Origin of the sequence: Psychrobacter sp. D2, assembly GCF_013608135.1 — a bacterium.
GTDB lineage: Bacteria > Pseudomonadota > Gammaproteobacteria > Pseudomonadales > Moraxellaceae > Psychrobacter > Psychrobacter cryohalolentis.
Genome location: NZ_JACDXZ010000010.1, coordinates 55,265 through 75,180 on the forward strand (window position 1 = coordinate 55,265; position 19,916 = coordinate 75,180).

Consider the following 19,916-nt stretch of genomic DNA (forward strand, 5'->3'; position numbering starts at 1 on the left):
TGTGCCAAATAAATATGACAGTTTGATGACATAAAGCCTTACTATCACAAAAAACGACTGAAAAAAGAAAGTGTTAAAAAAATGATATTAAAGTCAAAGGAGTGGGCACAAAAAAAGCATAGGCAGTATTCTAATTACTGTCTATGCTCATTTTTTTCAATATTACTTATTACACATGTTTTTTGCTTAGATAAATGGTATTAGATTTTAGCGCTACCTAACAGTTGTCCCATTTGAACGATTGAGCCATGCTGCATGGTATCTTGCCAATCCGTTTTTGCTGCTTTTGGCATTACTACAATTGCGGTTGAACCTAAATAAAAACGACCAAGCTCGTCACCTTTTTTAAAGCTCATATCATGGTCTGCTTCTTGAATATCATCGGTACGGCTAATTTTACCCGTCGCCACTGTCTCAATCCCAGCGACAATCATCGCACCGACCATCACTACTGCCGCTTTACCATAGGCGGTATCAAATAGACAGACGAGGCGCTCGTTACGAGCAAACAAATCCGGTACATTAGCAGCCGTGGTATTATTGACCGAAAATAGTGTACCAGGTACATAGCGGGTCTTGGTTAATATACCGTCAAATGGCATATGCACACGGTGATAGTTGCTTGGAGCAAGATAGACAGTAGCAAAACTACCATCCGCAAAATAATCGCCATCTGCGCTATCAGCCAAGAGCTGACCGATATCATAGTCACGACCTTTGGCTTGCAGTAGCTTATGGTCATGAATCTGCCCAAGCTGCGAAATCATGCCATCTGCAGGACTGACAATACCATTGATACTGGCATCGATAATACGGGCATTGTCTTGGAGCTCACGAGTAAAGAAATCATTAAAGCTCTCATAAGCGTTTAGGCTTTGACGCTCATATTCATCTAAGCTAACATCATACGCTTTGGCAAAACTGCGGATAAACGTACGCTTAACCCAAGGGTGGCGACTGGCAGCTAAGCGCCCTGCGACTTTACTGATTTTTTGCTGCGGGACAAATTGCTGTAAGGTAGTAAATACATTCATAATAGATGACCAAAGTAGGGATTAAAAATAGTTATTAAAATAAAAAGTTGTATTAAAAAATCATAGATAGGCAGTTTTATAGCTAGATTTATTTATAAACATAATCGTAAGTACATGCACAGATAATTGTATTTTATCATGGTCCGCAGCAGACTGTATGACCATAATCGTTAAAGGAAGTAAGCAATGAGAGCTCTTATTCAGCGAGTCAAACATGCCAGTGTCAGCGTTGATGGGCAGGAGGTTGGTGCTATTGAACAAGGTGTGCTGGCCTATATCGGCTTGGGACACGATGATAACCTACAAAGTGCGCAGCGGATGATTGATAAAATCCTCACCTATCGTATTTTTGACAATGATGATGATCCTGCCAAGTACGGCAAACTCGATAAAAATGTCCAGCAAGTCGGTGGTGGGCTATTATTGGTCTCACAATTTACTCTGATGGCAAAGACGGATAAAGGTCGCCGCCCTGACTTTGGTCGCGCAATGGCACCTGATATGGCTCAAGCTTTATTTGCACAATTGGTTGATTACGCAAAGACGCAGTATTTAACGGTTGCAACGGGTCAGTTTGGCGCTGATATGCAAGTGTTGAGTGTCAATGATGGACCATTAAACTTTTTATTAGAAGTGCATTAAGTCATTAGCATGGCTACTAAGTATTATAAATTTAAGAGTAAATGTCATTAAGCTGTCATAATTAAGTTCTTTAATAAAGGAACGCTTATCTGCGTTTACTACTGCTTTTATAAACTCTATTTTGTCCTCTAACACTAAGAATACACTATGTCTAAAGAGCAAATTTTGATTGTTGAAGATGAAGACGCCATTCGGGAAATGGTCGTCATGACCCTAGAGATGGCAGGCTTTGATAGTTTGCAGGCAGCAGATGTGTCAGAGGCGCATCAACAAGTGGTCGATCATCGTCCAGCGCTGATTTTATTGGACTGGATGTTGCCCGGTGATAAAAGTGGTATCGATTTTTGCCGTATGCTAAAAAGCGATACGCTGCTCGCCGAGATACCGGTTATTATGTTGACCGCCAAAAGTGAAGAAGACAGTAAAGTGCATGGTCTTGATGCAGGCGCTGATGATTATATGACCAAGCCGTTCTCGACCCGTGAGCTTATCTCAAGAATCAAAGCGGTATTGCGACGTAGTAACGCGCTAAGCGGCGACAAACCTATCAATATAGGCAGGCTAACTTTAGATGCCAAAAGCCAACGCTTTATGGTGGGTGATGACATTATCGATATGGGTCCGACAGAATATCGTTTATTGGCGTTTTTTATGAGCCATCCTGAGCGCGCTTATACCCGTGCTCAGCTGCTCGATCAAGTATGGGGCGGTAACGTCTACATCGAAGATAGAACCATTGATGTTCACGTAAAGCGTTTGCGCACATTACTACGTCCACATGATTGTGATACATTAATACAAACGGTACGCGGTACAGGTTATCGATTCTCTAGCCGTATCGAAAAAGGGTAATTGCTAGCAATATGAATATTGTATAGTGTCGCCTTTTAATAGTGTCACCTTTTAATAGTGTCGCCTTTTATCGGGAGCGGCCAATAGTAGAAAAATTATAAAAAATAATGGATAAATAAAAATGCCTATCCAAGATAATGAGCAAGGTGCCACAAATCAACTTAAAAAAATCAGAAGTGCTTTACGAGCATTACGTGATGCCGTGATTTTGCTCAATGACGATGATGGACTTGAATGGTGGAACCAAGCGGCGCAGGATTTATTATTGTTGCAATCCTCAGATAAAGGCAGGCGCATTTTTGACTTCATTCAAATACCTGAATTTATTAAGTATTATCAGGAGGCAACGACGCTTAATAACGATGCCGATGCCGACGAGAGTGTGCATATCGTCTCTTGGCAAGACCCAAACCGCTATCTAAAGTGTGAGCTGACGCCATTTGGCGATGAAAAACTACTAATCATTTATGATGTGACCCGTTTGCAGCATTTAGAAGCGATGCGCCGCGACTTTGTGGCCAATGTCTCGCATGAGCTACGTACACCATTGACGGTCTTGATGGGATATCTGGAGAATTTCTCTGATCAGCCAGATATGCCTGCGAATTGGCGACGCGGTTTTGAGCTGATGACTCAGCAAACGGCACGCATGAATAGGGTGGTCAATGACTTATTGCTACTGTCTCGCATCGAAATCGAAGAAACCCATGCGTTTAATGATATCGATATGACCAAGCTGCTCACTCATGTCTATGATGATGCGCAGGCGTATAATCAAGAATATAAGCATACGATTCACTTGCATATTGATACCTATGATGGACTATATGGATCAGAGATGTACCTAAATAGCGCACTGTCCAATCTAGTGATTAACGCGATTAAATACACACCAAAAGGTGGCAATATCTCTATTAGTTGGACTAAGACTGCTGAGGGCTGCAGATTTGCTGTTGAAGATAATGGTATCGGTATAGCGCCGCAGCATCTTGCCCGTTTAACTGAGCGTTTTTATCGCGTTGACAGCGGGCGCAGCCGAGCAACAGGTGGGACGGGGCTTGGACTGGCGATTGTAAAACATGTCTTATATCAGCACGAAGCGAGCTTGCAAATTGAGTCTGTAGAAGGCATTGGTTCGACATTTAGTGCCGTGTTTCCAAATAACCATGTACGATCTGCCGCAATGAATTAATGCTTAATACACTTTAATCCTTTTGCAAAAGTGGATAAGGATTTACCGCGCTACCATTAATATAAATTCCATAATGAACATGCGGCGGTGTGCCTTTAGCATTGCCGCTATCACCCACGTAACCAATGGTATCACCGGCATTTACCCAGTCATTGGGAGAAATGTCAGCATAGTCTTCCAAATGCGCATAATAGTGTCCTGCGCCGCCTGGTCCCACTATCATAACGACGCGACCGCCTAACGTATTTTCGCCTACCTTGCTGACGATACCTTGGGTCGTCGCTTGAATCGGTGTGCCGCGCGCCGCAAAAATATCAATCCCTTCATGTGAGCGACCTTGACTACGAGCAGCGCCCCATGTATCAGTCAGATGCTGCTTGGGTAGCGGATTTGGCAGGCTATTCTCTGTTGGTAGCGGATGTTGCAATAGGCTAAGCTGCTGCCATTTTGCTATGAAAAATGATTGAGTTTGTTGGCTGATACTTGGTAATAATCTGTCAAATACGAATAATAGCATCAGCAATACTGCGGCCTTGATAAGTACGCTAATTGCACGGCTGATAAACGTAGGATTTGGTTGTTCGTGATTGCCATCTGGTCGCATCGACATCTCTTTATCTTATTATTGCTTTCACTAATATTATATAGATAATACCTTTGGCTCTTCGTATAGCATTGTTATATCTGACTTTTATCCCCATAAATGAAAAGCTACTGAATCTAATGGCATCTATTATGTAGTTGGTTCTGAATAAAAGAAGTACAAATGTTATCAATCACTACTGGGGTTAATTTTTCTTGCTTGCTGTGCCTACGCAGACAGAGGCTGCGAATAATTAACCCCAGTAGTGTTTTGCTGTTTTAAAAGTAGATTAATTATAATGCTCCTTTTAAACGAGCAAAATTGTCTGTCATTTATGTCCAACTTGCTATGGTTAAATTTTTATGGCTGCTGCTTTTAATATGGTCGATACTGCGCTGATTATCGATACCGAAACCGATCAAGGTCGTGATCCACGTCCTATCCAAGTGGCAACGATTAACGTAGCTACGGGCTTTGAGTGGATGAAATACTTTAATAGTGGGCGCTCGATATCGCCAGTTGTGATTAGAGTCCATGGCATTACCGATGACGATGTAGCAGGGCTTGAGCGGTTTGAGCTTGAGCAGTTTGAGTTACCTGAGTATCTTATTGGGCATAATGTACGCTTTGATTGGCGGGTGATTGGTAGTCCTTCCGCTAAGCTAATTTGCACCGTTAGGCTGGCGCGCGTCGCGTTTCCTGAATGGAGCGCCTATGGTCAGTCCAAGTGTATCGAGCAGTTATTGGGCAAGGGTGAGGCTAGTAGGATGACGATTGCCGCTCATGATGCGCTCGGTGATGCTCGTATGTGTTATCTGCTGTATCAGGCTTGCTGCGAGCGCTTAGAGATTGCACCAACTGATTTTGCAGCAGCGCATGCTATTGCCAATAAAGCCAATCCAGTTAGTAAAATGCCCTTTGGCAAGCATAAAGGCATGCCAATCAAAGATGTACCTATTAGCTATGTAAAATGGATGCTGGGTAATATACATAATATGCAGCCGTCGCTTTATTCTGCATTGACCAAACGCATCAAGGCAGAAGCGGCAGCAAACGCAAAAGAATCAATAGACGAATCCGTAATTAAATAGGCTCTGAAGTCTATTGATTATGTAACCAATCAATAGCCATTTGCCACAGCTTAGGCGCTTTAGCATTCGTCCTGCTGCTGAAATAACGCATATGACCGATGCTACTAACACCAAAATCTTTGGGATATAAAAAGCGTTTTTCTACTGGCATTTTGGTAAAAACGCGAATCATATCATCTATATTTTTGCTATTGGCAATCTCATCATCACTAAACCCTAGCCATAATGCTGGCATATCGATCTCATCATAAAAATGCGTGTGTATACTTTTCCCAAAAGCAGTCTTGATATAACCTGCGCCATTACACCACTCACGCCATTGACGAGCTACGCCGCGCGGCAGCGGCTCGCCCATGCCGATTTTATCCGATGGCGTATAGCCTAACGTCAAATTAGTGAGAGGAATAAATGCCTCCATAAAACCTATGGCCTTAAGCTTATAAGGCAGGTCCATGTTTTTGATACGACCCGATGAGCAGGCGACATTAAATACTGAAGCAATAGATTGGGAATTTGGCATCAAACCAATCAGCTGACCGCCAGCGCTATGACCAATCAAATGATAAGTGGCATCGGTAAATTCATCTTGCAAGGCATCAAGGACGGCTGGCATGTCATGGCGACCCCAGCTGATTAGAGATGCGTCACATTTTGCCAAGTCAGTTGAGAGTGACTCACCGATACCTTCATTGTCAAAAGTTAGTACGCCAAAGCCATGCTCGGCTAAGTGAGTGGCAAAATTGTGATAAAACTGACGTTTGATACCCGTCGCTGGCGCTATCATGATGGCCGTCTTTACAGGTATTTTGGGACGATAGACAGTCGCTGCCAATGCCTGATTGCGAACGGTCATAATGCTTAATGAATAAGCCTCTGTTTGAGTAATAGTAGGGCTGTTTTCCATGGTTAAACCTTAATATATTGTAGTCATTTTTATGAATGAGCTTTGCTAGTAAATATAGAGTGTTAATTTGCAATAAGCTGCCAATGTGTAGCCTTAAAAATGTAGTAATTGCGTAGTGATAAATGGTTGCGACCGCGTGATAGCATTGCTTATGTTAAAATAAATCTCAGTAGGGAAGGTGCTCAAATATGACTTCTAAGTTCTATCTCAATTTATCTTGCATGATATGATCCATTAAGACTGGACTGAATAACTGTCTTCACTATTCAACATGCACGGATAAAAAACGCTTTAACAAACAAGTTCTTAATAAAAACAATTGATATAAAAGTTAAGGAAGCTATATGCAAATGAAAATCAACAATGACACGTATGAAGTGATTACCAGTCAAGATATTACTAATATCGAAAAAGCCGTGGATAAATCAGCGTTAACTATGCCGCTAGTTGCGGTCTATTGTGGGTCGCGTTTGGGTAATGATGTCATATATGAGCAAGCCGCACGAGAGCTTGGTGTGGCATTAGCAGACAATGGCATGGGTTTAGTATACGGCGGCGCGAGTATCGGGCTGATGGGCGCAGTGGCTGATGAAGTGATTCGAGGTGGTGCAGAAGCAGTCGGTGTGATTCCAACCTTTATGCTCAAACACGAAATTGCTCATGAGCAGCTGACCCGTTTACATCTCACAGATACCATGCACACGCGTAAAACAGTGATGGCAGAATATGCTGATGCCTTTATTACTTTACCGGGTGGACTTGGTACTTTAGAGGAAATCATGGAAATCGCCACATGGCGCCAGCTATATCAACATGAAAAGCCAATGATTATTCTGAATATTAATGGTTTTTATGATCGTATGATTGAGCATTTAAAATATACCACTGAGCAAGGCTTTATGAAGCAAGAAGATCTTGAGCGCTTGGTAGTATGTAACACGATTGGTGATGCCATTGATTTACTGCAGACGATGGTCAAAATAGATGCTGCTGTCAATACAGAAAAGATGGCTGGCAACTAAAAGCAGATATAAGCAAATATGAAAAAAGGGAGAGAATGGCTAAAAAAACCAATTCTTTCCCTTTTTTTGTCCGCTAATTAAAAACGTCTTTCTTAAGTCCTATAATTATCTGAACTATTATCAATATTTAAATCCTCTAACGCTTTTTCGCGAATACCACGATTGACGCCTGCCATCGCCAGCGGAAAGCCGCGCTCTTTTGCCAAATCACGGGCGACTGTCTCAATAGCCAGACTGTCGTTGTGCGCCAGATACGCCCACTCATGAGCATAGCGATTACGGTTCACGGGCGTATCAATTTCAATCAAACCAAGCTCACTCAATTCATCAACGATTTGATCTGCTGCAATTAGAGTTGAAGATGCTTTGACGTTTTCAGCACGGGCATAGCGAATATTAGAGTACAAGCTCACATCAGCGACCCGCAGTGTATCATCCTCACCAGGAATTTGCTGCCCACCGTATAAAGCATTGCCGACAGTACGGGCACTATGGAAGGTCGGTACAAATTCTGCCACATAATCAATCGCTTGTTGGCTACGCGCTTGTAGTGGTGCTTTGTCCCAACCATCTTCGATATAGTGCACATATTGCGGCGGCAATTTTGGTTGGGCACTGTCTTTGCTTGAAGCCACCAAACCATCATTAAATAGCGTGATAAAATTACTCATGCCATGTATCTGAAAATAACCACCTGGATAAGGGGTTAGTTGTGCCATCCCTTCAGGTGTACCGCGATTACCATAGACAATAATCTCTGGTATCTGTCCACCGGTATCTTCCCAATGAGTAATATAAGAAGATTTAAACTCTACCATACGCGTGACTTTGACACCGACCATATCATCAATAACCCCTGTACGAAAACCACAGGCATTCACGAGGTAATCGACTTCGATGGACTCGATTTTGCTATTAGATTGCGCTTCAGAATCTAAACCAGCGCCTTGCTGATAATCAATACGCCATTTGGTCACATGATGATCAGCATTTGAGCAGTTTTCACAATCAACTGGCATGACCTGCTTTACTTGAGTATCAGTAAAGACATGCGCATGCTCATAACCATCTAATGCCAATTGCGCCGATGCTGCCAAGCGAAAGATATTCCAGCCATATTCTTGTACCACAATCAGCGGAAATTTAACTTTATTTAAATCTAAATACTTAGCAACCGGTATCATCCATTCATCAACGGTAGTTGGCACAGTCACTTGCTCACGCTCAGACAATGCAATCAGTTGTTCATGGCTGTAGAGCTGGTAATAATCTTCTGGTTCGCCCAGTACTTTGTTGTTGGCATCTTGAGCAATCAGCTCACGATACGCATCGGTCAATATCTCAAGCCGCGGTAGCAAGTCTTCGGGCAAGCCGTCATCACGAGTCGGCACCGCAAATACCGTTGGACGTACATCAATAGTATAAGGATAAAGACGTAAAATATCGATACACTGTTTGAGAAGGGCGACGCAGTCCTCGTCAGGGATTTCGCGATAGAGATTGCCACCGGCATGCAAATGGCACATAGGCGGACCATCAATCAGCGATTTGTTTTTTTCGAACACGTAAGTTTCAAGCCCTAACGCTGCCAATCGAATGGCAATGGTTGCCCCCGCCGTACCACCACCGAGGATACCGACACGTTGAGTAGCAATTACTTGATTATTCATGAGAGAGTGAGTCATTGTCGAGGTTATATCCTTAATAGCATTTGCATCAAGTGGTACTTAAATCAGTATTTAAAGGCGTACTTGGCATAGGCATGAGGCGGCTTATGGATATTGATATGCGTGCAGAGGCAGTCAAGTTCAACAGTGATCATAAATCTCAATGGTCACATTCGCCATTGTGTAGTCATGCTTAATTTCTATAGCGCTATTCTACAAAAAACGTTGGGGAATAGAACGGCAAATTGGTAAGTGCATACATGATTTTTGTCAACGTTTAACCCAAAATTCTATTGGGTATAAAATAACTTAATCAAGATAATATTTTTAATTCAATTTAAAATCATCATCCTATTATTACCATAGGGACGAGCATATTTACTTTCTCTTAAAACCGCTAATTAATGATGGTATTAAGTATTTTTGTTTGGCGAAATTGTAATGTTTATGGGCTTTTGTAAGTTTATATGAGGACAAGAATAACAGCTATAAATCCTATGCTATATTTAAAATCTCAATAATGGGTTTAAGATATTTGCTTGCAATTTATTATGGCTTAAATCCTAGAGTGATAAGAACGATCTAATAACAATTAACAATCTATGATGACAATGACAAGGAAGTTATTATGAAACATATTTTAGTTTTATCCGCTCTTAGTGGTGTGTTGGCTCTTAGCGGTTGTTCAACGCTAAACAATATGGTCGGTAATGACGACTCTGGTATGCATGACGTGCAAGCAACCAATAAAAATACTGCGCCTGTCATGAGTAAAAACGGCATGTTGGTTGATTCTCGTAACCATATGACTTTGTATACTTTTGATAAAGATTCGATGAATAGATCAGAGTGTGGTAGCGCTTGTATGCTAGTTTGGCCGGCATTTATGGCACCTAGCAATGCCAAAGCCTCAGGGCAGTTTGCTGCCTTCCAACGTGAAGACGGCAAGTATCAATGGGCCATGAACGGCAAGCCGCTGTATTTCTATGCCAATGACACCAATGTTGGGGATAAAGATGGCGACAATAAACTTGGTGTTTGGCATATCGTTAGAACCAAGTAAGGTCTGAATATAAAGACTAAGTTTTACCATAAAAAGCAGCCATCTAATGGCTGCTTTTTATTACGATATTTTTAACTGCAAACTTACTTCATAAAAGCATAACATTGATATGTATAAAGCTATTTTGCTTTATTCTTCGTCGCCGCTTTTTTCTCAATCAGCTCACCGTCTATTTGAATGGGTACTTCAGTCGTAATACCACTTGCAAAAGCGGTCATGCCATAAGCAGCTCGGTCAATCACACCGGTGGCACGAAAACCAATAACTGGCTCTTTGGTCATTGGGCTATTGGCTATTTTATTCAAAGTCACATCTAGGGTCAGTGGCTTGGTTTGACCCAGTAGAGTGAAGTCACCTGTGACTGTGGCTTGTTGTGGATTCTTAAAGGTGATGTTAGTCGATTTAAAAGTCATGGTTGGATATTTTGCTACATTAAAAAACTCATCTTTTTTTAAATGAGCATCGCGAGCATCCCAATTGGTATCGATACTGTCAGTAACAATAGTGAAATTCATATTGGCTTTATTAGGTGCTTTAATATCATAATTGACCATACCTTTGACATCATTAAAGTGACCCATGGTGGTCGAAAACCCTAAGTGATTGACTGAAAATCCGACACGGGTATGTGCGTCATCTAGCTGCCATTGAGTTGGCAGCGCCGCACTTGCCAGCGTTGTCATAGCAATTGCTGAGCCAAATAGAACAGCTTTTATACTGTTTTTCGCGATTGTATTTTTCATTGTCTTACCCTTATTAAATGTTAGTATTGATAATTAAATCACCAATACTAATTGAATACTATTATTAAATTAACCTTAAAAATTAATAGTTATTGATTATCTTATCTAACGTATTATTATACGCAGCTTGTCTATCTGCCTCAATACTATTGATGCTGCAGTGACAAATTAGCATCGATAACCCTCACAACTGCTGCTTGCATCAAACCCCAAAAACCGGTAAAATCGCGGTTTGATTTTCCCGCTGGGGAAAGGCTAAGTGAGCAGAGGTGTGGTATTGGGTGCTGGAATAAGCCAGTGACGCAGTTGCCAGACTGAGAATGTCCTTAGTGCCTCAGTTACGTATGTCATCGTTTGCTGAACGCATCTTTAAAAATGCTGTTTTGCAAAGTCGTTATACATACATCGGACATAGAGAGTTTATTATGCGTAAAGATATCCATCCTAATTACCAAGAAGTTTTATTCCACGACACTAACGCTGACGTGTTCTTCTTGACTCGTTCAACTGTTAAAACCAAAACCACTCGTGAATACGAAGGTTCAGAATATCCATACTACCCACTTGATATCTCAAGTGCGTCGCATCCATTCTATACTGGTGAGCAACGTAAAACTTCTACTGAAGGTCGTGTTGCAAGCTTCAACAAACGTTTTGGTGCGTTTGGTGGCCGTAAGAAAGCTGCTGATACTGACGCTGCAGAATAATTCACACGTATTGTGTGATATTATTTTGAGCATGTGTGTTTTCAAGCATGCATAGTGATGGTATTAAGAATATAAAAAACCGCTGACTATTCAGCGGTTTTTTTTGTTTGATCTTTTGGCGAATGAATTAAGTGTTAGAAGAGTCGAGTAACTCTACTATCAGCTCCGACAATTGCTGCGCCCAATAGCCATACATCAGGCTACTTGGATGAAAGCCATCGCTCGCAAACATTACCTTGATATCGATCGGCGTACCGTTAGAGTGCTCAGCGATCATACGTGGGAAATCCGTTGCCATATAAGTGACGTTATCATGAGCCCTGCAGATTTGCTGCAATATTCCGTCAAGAATAGACGCTTTTGCGCCAACAAAGTTATTTAGCGGAGCAGGTATTGCTGGCATTTGTGCCATAGGCGGTAGACTTAAAAAAACCAACTCGCGCACGCCAAACTTACGCTGAGCGATGGCAATAATATCTTTGATTTGCTGTTGCCACTTGTCTACAGCAACACTCGATGTCGTATCATTGACCCCAACACTTAGTATCATCACATCGATAGGCTCATTTGGTGCTGGCATAATATATAGCCTGCGTAGAATATCAAAACTGGTGTGCCCCGTTGTCGCTTGCAGTGACCAGTTCAATACCGCAAACTGCTCATTAATAGTGGGCTGCTGCTGCAAGATTGGAATGAGCTTACCAACGAGCGCTTCTTGCTGCGTTTCACTACCGACCCCAGCCGCTGCTGAATCACCAACGATCATGATATGTAGTGCGGGTTTATTCTGAGCGGCTGACTCGTTACTGGCATGATCCAGTTGCACAGACCCATGTCTTTCTCCATTTGGCTCAGGCAAACGGACCGTATCTCGTTTGATTTTTCGACCTTGATAAAGGTATACAGGAGCAAATAAAACATCCTTTGCAGCAGCGGCTATTTTATTCTGTATTTTGCTAGTAGCTACCATCCTGCACGCTCTCTAATAATAGTTAGACTCTCGTCTATAAGTAATTTTCCATCAACATAAACATTACGCAGTAGGTTATCGCTCTCAGCAGTAAGCTCATCAGCCTTAATCGTTTTTAGCTGTCCATTACTGTGTTTGATTAATGCCAAACGCCCTTTTTTCGAGCGCTTTGAACGACTGGTGATCGGGTCTTTATAGATGTCTTTCCATATACCATTGATAGAGATAGCACTGGCTTTCATTGCCCAGCTCATGGTATCGCGGTTGACTTGTTGTAGCAGTCCACCACCCATACCGAAAGTCACGTTATCAGCGCTAAAGCCTGCTTTCATGACCACATCGATAATCTTACTCAAGCTTTGTGGACTGATGCCATCACCTTGAATAACACGCACATAATCGGGCAGGACTTTGTAGCCTTTACTGTTGACTGTCGTACCAAACTTTACTGCCAGACGCTCCAAGGCTTCGCGCACGACTTTGGCTGGGTCGCCACTGTCTGGTCTGATAACTAAGGTACCGCCCATATTTTTTACGTCGTCTTTTAGGCTGCCGCCCCAAATATTGTCAATGGCATTCCATAAGTCATAGCTGTCAGAGACCACAGAAAAGCTTTTACCAGCGCCACCAAACTGTTCAATCATATTGGCAAAGGCAGCAGTTTCACCGTCGCGTCCCCATGCCGTCATCGTGCTATGCTCAGCGGCAGGGATAGAAAATGCTGGCATGTCTTTATCCATCTGATACCAGCGGCTGGCAGCCACCAAAGCCGTCATCGAATCGGTACCGGCAAAATTGACTAAATGTGCAAGACTACCGAGGGCGACAGACTCTTGGCTAGAAGCCCCGCGTGAGCCGAAATCATGCAAACGAAAGGTTAGCGATTCTGTATTGTCCGCAGACTTCTCTAGTGCTTGACGAATGATGTTTTTACAATAGTGCGAGACACTAGCGACCGTTGATGGATACCAAATTGCGCGCAGTAGCGCCGTTTCGATATAGCTTGGTAGCCAATAAAACTCAGGGTCGGTATTTATGATTTGGCAGACGACATTGGATACAGGCACGATACTACCTTCAGGTATGGCTTCGATACGTAGTGGTAAATAACCACCATGTTTATCAACCAAGCGCTCCCAGCCAGCACGGTTAAAGGTTAAGCCATGTGCTTGAATGACCATTTCGGCTTCATCGATGTCTTGATGAGTGATTGGCGTGCTTAGATATTCTTTGATAAACGCTTGTAGTCCAAAAAACACCACATCGTAGTCGCCTTTACGTGCCTCAATATAGCTCGATAGGTATTCACTACCGCTTGGATATTGCACCCAATGTGAGGTTTTGTAGCTGTCGCTATTTAGGATTAAATTATTTAAATTACTGGTGTACATCACAGAACTCCTCTGCTTTGAGCTGCCGCAACGATGGCAGCGCGAAGCCTTTACCGTCTATCGGTTTGGGAAATTATTAATAAAGGAACGCATAGCCTTCTGACAAAATACTATAAGCCGACCATTTTGGTGATAATGGCATAATGATCTTCAAACATCATTTTGGCATCAAGCTCGGCGAGCGGTAACCAAAACGCTGTGGTTGCGTCATCGCCGCCTTTTACTTTTGGCAGGCCTTTTGGGTCATTTTTGAGCTGAAAATAAAATGCTTGAGTAATCGTACGCCCACGCGCTGAGCGGTAAGGATCGTCAAAAGTATGCTGACTATGACAAGAGCCACGCAATACGGGCTCAGGGACTTTGAGGCGAGTCTCCTCACGGAGCTCACGGATACAGGCGTCAAATAGTGTCTCTTTTGGGTTTAAAAATCCACCCGGCAGTGCCCACAATCCTTGCCCCGGCATACTACGGCGCTCAACCAGCAAGATATGTCCTGACTGTACGACTAAGGCATCGGCGGTCATAAAGGTTGGCGGATAAGGAGCAGACTCCCATTGTCTTTTATACTTATCAACAAAATCGGCTTCATCGTGCAGTTGTTGATATTCGCTTGTTTTCTTGAATTCATCCAATACGTTGCGCGTTGACTCAGGGGTGCGCTCAGGTGTCGGCGTAGCACCCATCAAATAGCTGTCGCGTATAGGCGTTGCGGATAAATTATGATAATTAGGTACGGAGACCGATGCCCAGTTGGGGAACAAAGATAAATAATACGATGAACTGTCTTTTGAGTGACCAATCAGACCGATATCAGTCTGCAAATCACCAGTGACGGATTTGACGCCAGCTTGTACATATTGTAGCCAACGCGTGTCATTGTAGAGTGCATCATCGAGTCCAACGCAGTGGATACGCGCAGCTTCCTCTGCTGAATAAGCGCCCTTAATCATAGCCGCGCGCTCAGCAACACTAAATGGATTTCGCAAACTACGTGGCAGATTAGCAGAACCGATGAGCATAATCACATTGTCAGCCCGCTTGAGTGCCTCATCAATAACTGCTTTATGACCACAATGAAAGGGCTGAAAACGCCCGATAAATACCAAATAGCGATAGTGTGTATTGTTTTTATTTGAAGTTTGCTCTGATGCTTCACTCATAAACGCCCAGCTCCTGCCGTACTGCTATCAATTATTAATAGGGATTTTTTAATTATTGGTTATTAACTAGGATTCAAAATATTATCAATTCAAAATAATTTAAAGACATCAATACTGACACAGGCTGCAACTGGCTGGCAAGTGTAAAGATGTTTAAGGCTGTATCTATATTATTGAGCAATCAAGCTAGAGGTAAATATATAAAGTTAGTCGCTATGCTTGTCAATCCACGCCGCAACTGTTGGCCAAATCTCTTTGGCAGCATGACGGCTGTTTAAAATGCGGCTATGCGTATAGTCGTCTAAATTGCCATTGCTGAGCGAGTACTCACGAAAGGTATTCGCATGATTGTTAATATCATTAAACAGTGCGCGACAACCCAAAGTGGGGGAGATAAACTGGTCACCTTTGGCGCTAATAGCATATATGGGTATGGTAATCTTTGGCATATGCTGTCGGTAATCAAAAGGCACAGGATCAGCAAGTATATGTGTCGCCCTGTTCTTATTCACATTGCTTTTATTCGTATCGCCTTGCTTGATAAAACTACTGTGAAAGTTTTGCTGTAAGTTCCAGTCGTACCACTGCTTCATTGTATGGTAGCTTTCATTGACAGGACCCAGTTTGATTTTTTGCGCAGGAATATAGCCCGATAAGCGATTGAGATATTTAGCGATAAATATTTTAACACGGTTAATAGGGTGTAAGGCAGCGCCATAGGCTTGGCAGGCAAACAGGCTGATACTGTTTATTTTACCGATACAGTCTGGGTTTTGAATGAGAAACATGATTAAGCCGATACCGCCGCCGCTATGAGTGACGCAGTGCAGATTATCGAGGTTTAATTGATAACATAAATAGTCAAACGTCGCAGCAAAATCATAAGTGGCAATGGTTTCAAAGTTAAATTTATCTTTTGATGCTGAGCTTGCACCATGACCGCGCCATTCCATGATATAACAGTGATGTCCGAGTATTGCTAAGTATTCAGCGATTCTCAAGCAGGTTTTTTTGTCTGAAAATGTACCATGAGTTAAAAAGATATTTTGGGCTTTATGAGTAGAGCTATCAGATAAATAATGCTGTTTTTCACTATCAAAAATGTGCCAAATAGCGATTTGTACATTATCTCTTGTGCTCACAAATTTTAGATTTTCAGTCAACATACAGGGCTCTCTTAAGACTTAAGTTTTCTGAGCAAATTTCTTTAGCTGCTATCATTGCTTGTAACAGCTTTTAACTACACTGAATGCATCATAGACTTGATAAGTCAGCTTACTGTCTTTATATACAATGAAGATACGGTCAGCTCACTATAAGTGAGGATCATTACAGATAGCCACTGCTAATTCACACCGCTGCAGTCGGAATAGTCGACTAAGTGCGCTATAATGAGCCGTATAAATAGATAGCTGTCATGGTCAAAGCAACAAGCGATAAGCATGATAGTCACTGACACATATTCCCTTGCATTGACGACACAAGAAGCGGGTACACAGCACGCTGGTGTCATAACACAGATAGGACGCATTATGAGTGAACATAACCCAACGGATACTCAAGTAGAACCTGCTGCCGATTACGAGTCAGCGCTTGATACTGAGCAAACCGAAGCTAAAAGCAATATTACCATCACGGAAGCGGCGCAAGGTTACTTAGCGGATTTGCTATCTAAGCAAGATACGGATGGTATTGGCGTACGTATTTTTGTTGAACATCCGGGTACACCGCGTGCTGAGTGCTGTATGGCTTACAATCAGCCAGGCGAAGAGGATAGTGCTGACCTGAAATTCAGCTACGATAATTTCTCTGCCTTTATTGAAGCGGCGTCAGTACCTTATTTAGAAGATGCGGTGATTGACTATAATAAAGACCGTTTTGGTGGTCAGCTGACCTTCCGTGCACCAAACTCCAAAGTGCCAAAAGTGGGCGCTGATGCCAGTGTGGAAGAGCGTATCAACTATGTGTTGCAGTCTGAGATCAATCCAAGCCTAGCGGCGCATGGTGGTGATGTGCAATTGCTTGAATTGATTGATGAAGAAGGCGTTGGCTTGACTGCCGTATTGAAATTTGGTGGCGGTTGTCAAGGCTGTTCAGCGGTTGATATGACTTTGCGTCAAGGTGTTGAAGTGCAGCTGAAACAGCAAATACCAGAGCTTACTCAAGTGATTGATGAGACCGATCATACGCGTACTGAAAACGCTTATTATAAATAAGAATGCTTTGATTAATAAAACTAATCGGTGATTATAAGTACGAACAGGATGCTTGTTTTTTATTGCTTATGCGTTTTTGTCATTAAGCGATGGATAATTTGCTATTCTTTTCATAAAGAAGTTGAGTTATGATTAACTCAGCTTTTTTTATGCCTATCGTTTAGCGATAGCTATTTTAATTACCAAGTATTTTTTGATAGCGAATAAATATATAGGAGCACAACATGAGTGACGGACAACCAGCTAAGCAAAATAATCAACGCCTTGAAACCTTGGCGATTCATGCCGGATATACTGTAGAGCCGACCACCAAAGCGGTCGCCGTGCCCATTTATCATACCAGCTCATATGCCTTTGATAATACCCAGCATGGTGCAGACTTGTTTGATTTAAAAGTCGCTGGCAATATTTATACCCGTATCATGAACCCGACCAATGCGGTACTAGAAGAGCGCGTTGCTGCACTTGAGGGTGGTATCGGCGCGCTTGCTGTGGCTTCTGGTATGGCTGCCATCACTTATGCGATTCAAACCATTTGTGAAGCAGGCGATAATATCGTTGCGGTATCGACACTATATGGTGGTACTTATAATTTATTCGCTCATGCATTGCCACGCCAAGGTATCGAAGTTCGCTTTTTCGATCATAAAAACCCTGCCGCGATTCGTGATTTAATCGATGATAAAACTAAAATGGTCTTTGCGGAAAGTATCGGCAATCCACTTGGCAATATTATTGATATCCAAGCACTCAGTGATATCGCGCATGAATATGGCGTGCCAGTGGTGATTGATAGCACCGTTGCGACACCTGCGCTATGTCGTCCGTTTGAGTTTGGTGCTGATATTGTCATTCATTCATTGACCAAATATATGAGCGGTACCGGTACCTCGATTGGTGGCGCTATTGTCGATAGTGGTACTTTCCCTTGGGGCGATTATCCTGAACGTTTTCCGTTATTAAATACCCCAGATGCTAGCTATCATGGCGTAAACTTCGTCAAAGACGTTGGCGCTGCGGCATTTATCGCCCGTGCTCGTGTGGCACCGCTGCGAAATACTGGCGCAGCGTTAAGCCCGCTCAATGCCTTTAGTATTTTGCAAGGTTTACAGACGCTAGGTTTACGTATGGAGCGTCATGTTCAAAACGCGCAAGCGGTTGCAGAGTATCTACGTGATCATGATAAAGTTGCTTGGGTAAAATATGCTGGTCTGCCTGACCATCCTGAGCATGAACTTGCCAAAAAATACATGAAAGGTACACCATCTGCTATTTTGACTTTTGGGGTAAAAGGTGGGCTTGAAGCAGGCGCGCGCTTTATTGATGCACTGCAACTGATTACACGCTTGGTGAATATCGGTGATGCTAAATCACTAGCTTGTCATCCAGCGACGACCACGCATCGCCAGCTCAATGAGCAAGAGCTCGAAAAGGCAGGCGTCAGCATTGATATGGTTCGTTTATCAATTGGTATTGAGCATATCGAAGATATCAAAGCCGATTTAGAGCAAGCATTGGCTGCGGCTTAATTAAATAATAGTTTATAAAGCAGAAAGCCCATATCAAATCGATATGGGCTTTTTTATTTTCTAAGCTATCTAAACACTGCTAAGTATTAGGCTTCATTTTTTAAGCAGTCAGTACACGTTTGGCAATATTCTGATAATCTTCTGACGCTAAACGTGGACCGAGCTGTTGAATCACTTGCGCGGCAACTGCGCTGGCAAGACGACCACATTCTGGCAAACTATATTGCTGTGACAAAGCATATAGAAATGCGCCCGCATAGTTATCACCGGCACCATTGGTATCGATGACACTATCGACTGCTGGCGTAGGGATATCGTGAATTTCAATGTCGGACTCATCATTTGGCTGATGTGCAATCACCGCACCATTAGCACCGTCAGTGACTACTACAATTTGACAGTATTCAAGTAGCGCACGCGCCGCTGACTTGTATTCTTTTTCATCTGTAAATAAACGTGCCTCTTCACTATTGCAGAATATCACCGCAACTTTATTGCCGAGCATATTTAGCAAACCTTCTTTAGCGAATTTCACAACGGCTGGATCAGCAAAGCTAACGGCAATCTTGGCACCGTTTACAGTCGCTTGCTGACGCAATTGATCCATCGCTGGCTGAATACCTGCAGACATAGCAAGGTAGCCTTCCAAATACAACCACTCAGCTTGAGTTAACGCGTCAAAGTCAACGTTATCAGCGGTTATATCGCTTGAAGTACCTAGGAACGTCTGCATAGTACGCTCGCCATCTTCAGTTACTGCAACCACACATGAGCCAGTTACACCGCCTACATGAATGGACTGAGGTGAGGTGGCAACACCTGCTTCATGTAAGTCTTTTAAATAAAATTCACCTTGCTTATCGTTGCCGACGCGGCAGGCATAAAAAGGTTTACCGCCCAAACTTGAAAACGTGTACATGGCATTGGCAGCTGAACCGCCACCCGCTTGTTTTGATGGTTCTATTTCTGCCAGCTTAAAATATGCCAATAATTGCTGTTGTTCTTCAATACCTGCCAGCGTCATATTACCTTTAGTCAGGTCAGTTTCTTCTAGTGCAGCATCTGATAACAGATATTCGTGGTCAACCAAAGCATTACCTATCGCCATCACATCGTACATTGCTTATCTCTCCTCAAAGAATTTATAACT

General features: G+C 42.7%; 19 protein-coding genes. 9 read left to right on the forward strand and 10 right to left on the reverse strand.

Annotation, left to right across the window (positions count from 1 at the left end):
* Positions 1-200: 200 nt before the first annotated feature.
* Positions 201-1,034, reverse strand: coding sequence for an archaetidylserine decarboxylase (gene asd / locus H0262_RS11925; protein WP_181210889.1), 834 nt, complete (start codon positions 1,032-1,034; stop codon positions 201-203).
* 186 nt (positions 1,035-1,220) lie between these two features.
* On the opposite strand from asd, the gene dtd reads away from it, so the two are divergent.
* From dtd to phoR, 3 genes are all read left to right on the forward strand, one after another.
* A complete protein-coding gene (gene dtd / locus H0262_RS11930) occupies positions 1,221-1,676 on the forward strand; it encodes a D-aminoacyl-tRNA deacylase (RefSeq protein ID WP_181210890.1) in 456 nt (151 codons plus the stop codon).
* Between the two features lie 147 nt (positions 1,677-1,823).
* A complete protein-coding gene (gene phoB, locus H0262_RS11935) occupies positions 1,824-2,528 on the forward strand; it encodes a phosphate regulon transcriptional regulator PhoB (protein ID WP_011514526.1) in 705 nt (234 codons plus the stop codon).
* Positions 2,529-2,649: 121 nt separating this feature from the next.
* Entirely contained in the window at positions 2,650-3,720 is a 1,071-nt protein-coding gene (gene phoR, locus H0262_RS11940; protein ID WP_181210891.1) for a phosphate regulon sensor histidine kinase PhoR, read from the forward strand.
* 13 nt (positions 3,721-3,733) lie between these two features.
* On the opposite strand, the gene H0262_RS11945 is transcribed toward phoR, so the two are convergent.
* Entirely contained in the window at positions 3,734-4,324 is a 591-nt protein-coding gene (locus H0262_RS11945; protein WP_181210909.1) for a M23 family metallopeptidase, read from the reverse strand.
* Positions 4,325-4,665: 341 nt separating this feature from the next.
* Here H0262_RS11945 and H0262_RS11950 point away from each other — a divergent pair, with 341 nt between their 5' ends.
* Positions 4,666-5,394 carry a putative quorum-sensing-regulated virulence factor gene (locus H0262_RS11950; protein ID WP_181210892.1) on the forward strand — a complete coding sequence of 243 codons (729 nt, stop codon included), beginning with the start codon at positions 4,666-4,668 and terminating at the stop codon, positions 5,392-5,394.
* Between the two features lie 10 nt (positions 5,395-5,404).
* Here H0262_RS11950 and H0262_RS11955 read toward each other — a convergent pair whose 3' ends face one another.
* Positions 5,405-6,298: an alpha/beta fold hydrolase gene (locus tag H0262_RS11955; protein ID WP_181210893.1), complete on the reverse strand. Its 894-nt coding sequence runs from the start codon at positions 6,296-6,298 to the stop codon at positions 5,405-5,407.
* Between the two features lie 344 nt (positions 6,299-6,642).
* Between H0262_RS11955 and H0262_RS11960 the strand changes: the two genes are divergently transcribed.
* Positions 6,643-7,320, forward strand: a complete 678-nt coding sequence (locus H0262_RS11960) for a TIGR00730 family Rossman fold protein (protein ID WP_133104836.1) — start codon at positions 6,643-6,645, stop codon at positions 7,318-7,320.
* A gap of 92 nt (positions 7,321-7,412) precedes the next feature.
* On the opposite strand, the gene H0262_RS11965 is transcribed toward H0262_RS11960, so the two are convergent.
* Positions 7,413-8,990: an FAD-dependent oxidoreductase gene (locus H0262_RS11965; protein ID WP_259275464.1), complete on the reverse strand. Its 1,578-nt coding sequence runs from the start codon at positions 8,988-8,990 to the stop codon at positions 7,413-7,415.
* A 625-nt stretch (positions 8,991-9,615) separates the two neighbouring features.
* Here H0262_RS11965 and H0262_RS11970 point away from each other — a divergent pair.
* Positions 9,616-10,050, forward strand: a complete 435-nt coding sequence (locus tag H0262_RS11970; RefSeq protein ID WP_020444339.1) for a hypothetical protein — start codon at positions 9,616-9,618, stop codon at positions 10,048-10,050.
* A gap of 119 nt (positions 10,051-10,169) precedes the next feature.
* On the opposite strand, the gene H0262_RS11975 is transcribed toward H0262_RS11970, so the two are convergent.
* Positions 10,170-10,793 carry a YceI family protein gene (locus tag H0262_RS11975; protein ID WP_181210895.1) on the reverse strand — a complete coding sequence of 208 codons (624 nt, stop codon included), beginning with the start codon at positions 10,791-10,793 and terminating at the stop codon, positions 10,170-10,172.
* A gap of 425 nt (positions 10,794-11,218) precedes the next feature.
* Here H0262_RS11975 and H0262_RS11980 point away from each other — a divergent pair, with 425 nt between their 5' ends.
* Positions 11,219-11,500 (forward strand): type B 50S ribosomal protein L31, encoded by a 282-nt coding sequence (locus tag H0262_RS11980; protein ID WP_011281173.1) that lies wholly within the window; start codon positions 11,219-11,221, stop codon positions 11,498-11,500.
* 127 nt (positions 11,501-11,627) lie between these two features.
* Here H0262_RS11980 and H0262_RS11985 read toward each other — a convergent pair whose 3' ends face one another.
* From H0262_RS11985 to H0262_RS12000, 4 genes are all read right to left on the reverse strand, one after another.
* Positions 11,628-12,470 (reverse strand): SGNH/GDSL hydrolase family protein, encoded by an 843-nt coding sequence (locus H0262_RS11985; RefSeq protein WP_181210896.1) that lies wholly within the window; start codon positions 12,468-12,470, stop codon positions 11,628-11,630.
* On the reverse strand, positions 12,464-13,861 hold the full coding sequence (locus H0262_RS11990) for a nicotinate phosphoribosyltransferase (RefSeq protein WP_181210897.1): 1,398 nt from the start codon (positions 13,859-13,861) through the stop codon (positions 12,464-12,466). The genes H0262_RS11985 and H0262_RS11990 overlap by 7 nt, the downstream gene beginning before the upstream one ends.
* Positions 13,862-13,971: 110 nt before the next feature.
* On the reverse strand, positions 13,972-15,021 hold the full coding sequence (locus H0262_RS11995) for a bifunctional nicotinamide-nucleotide adenylyltransferase/Nudix hydroxylase (protein ID WP_149409993.1): 1,050 nt from the start codon (positions 15,019-15,021) through the stop codon (positions 13,972-13,974).
* A gap of 206 nt (positions 15,022-15,227) precedes the next feature.
* Positions 15,228-16,187, reverse strand: coding sequence for an alpha/beta fold hydrolase (locus H0262_RS12000; RefSeq protein ID WP_181210898.1), 960 nt, complete (start codon positions 16,185-16,187; stop codon positions 15,228-15,230).
* Positions 16,188-16,553: 366 nt separating this feature from the next.
* Here H0262_RS12000 and nfuA point away from each other — a divergent pair, with 366 nt between their 5' ends.
* Entirely contained in the window at positions 16,554-17,237 is a 684-nt protein-coding gene (gene nfuA / locus H0262_RS12005; RefSeq protein WP_041753256.1) for a Fe-S biogenesis protein NfuA, read from the forward strand.
* Positions 17,238-17,461: 224 nt separating this feature from the next.
* The gene (locus H0262_RS12010) at positions 17,462-18,766 is read left to right on the forward strand and encodes an O-acetylhomoserine aminocarboxypropyltransferase/cysteine synthase family protein (protein ID WP_133104829.1); all 1,305 of its coding nucleotides are present in this window, start codon (positions 17,462-17,464) and stop codon (positions 18,764-18,766) included.
* 100 nt (positions 18,767-18,866) lie between these two features.
* Here the strand turns inward: H0262_RS12010 and H0262_RS12015 are convergent, their stop codons facing one another.
* The gene (locus H0262_RS12015) at positions 18,867-19,886 is read right to left on the reverse strand and encodes an adenosine kinase (protein WP_181210899.1); all 1,020 of its coding nucleotides are present in this window, start codon (positions 19,884-19,886) and stop codon (positions 18,867-18,869) included.
* Positions 19,887-19,916 lie beyond the last annotated feature (30 nt).

What these genes read in the sequence shown, in the direction of transcription:
- H0262_RS12015 (WP_181210899.1), bottom strand. Translation starts at nt 19,886, where the DNA reads ATGTACGATGTGATGGCGATAGGTAATGCTTTGGTTGACCACGAATAT.
- H0262_RS11995 (WP_149409993.1), bottom strand. Translation starts at nt 15,021, where the DNA reads ATGAGTGAAGCATCAGAGCAAACTTCAAATAAAAACAATACACACTAT.
- nfuA (WP_041753256.1), top strand. Translation starts at nt 16,554, where the DNA reads ATGAGTGAACATAACCCAACGGATACTCAAGTAGAACCTGCTGCCGAT.
- H0262_RS11960 (WP_133104836.1), top strand. Translation starts at nt 6,643, where the DNA reads ATGCAAATGAAAATCAACAATGACACGTATGAAGTGATTACCAGTCAA.
- H0262_RS11950 (WP_181210892.1), top strand. Translation starts at nt 4,666, where the DNA reads ATGGCTGCTGCTTTTAATATGGTCGATACTGCGCTGATTATCGATACC.
- H0262_RS11955 (WP_181210893.1), bottom strand. Translation starts at nt 6,298, where the DNA reads ATGGAAAACAGCCCTACTATTACTCAAACAGAGGCTTATTCATTAAGC.
- H0262_RS11980 (WP_011281173.1), top strand. Translation starts at nt 11,219, where the DNA reads ATGCGTAAAGATATCCATCCTAATTACCAAGAAGTTTTATTCCACGAC.
- phoR (WP_181210891.1), top strand. Translation starts at nt 2,650, where the DNA reads ATGCCTATCCAAGATAATGAGCAAGGTGCCACAAATCAACTTAAAAAA.
- asd (WP_181210889.1), bottom strand. Translation starts at nt 1,034, where the DNA reads ATGAATGTATTTACTACCTTACAGCAATTTGTCCCGCAGCAAAAAATC.
- phoB (WP_011514526.1), top strand. Translation starts at nt 1,824, where the DNA reads ATGTCTAAAGAGCAAATTTTGATTGTTGAAGATGAAGACGCCATTCGG.
- H0262_RS11985 (WP_181210896.1), bottom strand. Translation starts at nt 12,470, where the DNA reads ATGGTAGCTACTAGCAAAATACAGAATAAAATAGCCGCTGCTGCAAAG.
- H0262_RS12000 (WP_181210898.1), bottom strand. Translation starts at nt 16,187, where the DNA reads ATGTTGACTGAAAATCTAAAATTTGTGAGCACAAGAGATAATGTACAA.
- dtd (WP_181210890.1), top strand. Translation starts at nt 1,221, where the DNA reads ATGAGAGCTCTTATTCAGCGAGTCAAACATGCCAGTGTCAGCGTTGAT.
- H0262_RS11965 (WP_259275464.1), bottom strand. Translation starts at nt 8,990, where the DNA reads ATGAATAATCAAGTAATTGCTACTCAACGTGTCGGTATCCTCGGTGGT.
- H0262_RS11945 (WP_181210909.1), bottom strand. Translation starts at nt 4,324, where the DNA reads ATGCGACCAGATGGCAATCACGAACAACCAAATCCTACGTTTATCAGC.
- H0262_RS11970 (WP_020444339.1), top strand. Translation starts at nt 9,616, where the DNA reads ATGAAACATATTTTAGTTTTATCCGCTCTTAGTGGTGTGTTGGCTCTT.
- H0262_RS11975 (WP_181210895.1), bottom strand. Translation starts at nt 10,793, where the DNA reads ATGAAAAATACAATCGCGAAAAACAGTATAAAAGCTGTTCTATTTGGC.
- H0262_RS11990 (WP_181210897.1), bottom strand. Translation starts at nt 13,861, where the DNA reads ATGTACACCAGTAATTTAAATAATTTAATCCTAAATAGCGACAGCTAC.
- H0262_RS12010 (WP_133104829.1), top strand. Translation starts at nt 17,462, where the DNA reads ATGAGTGACGGACAACCAGCTAAGCAAAATAATCAACGCCTTGAAACC.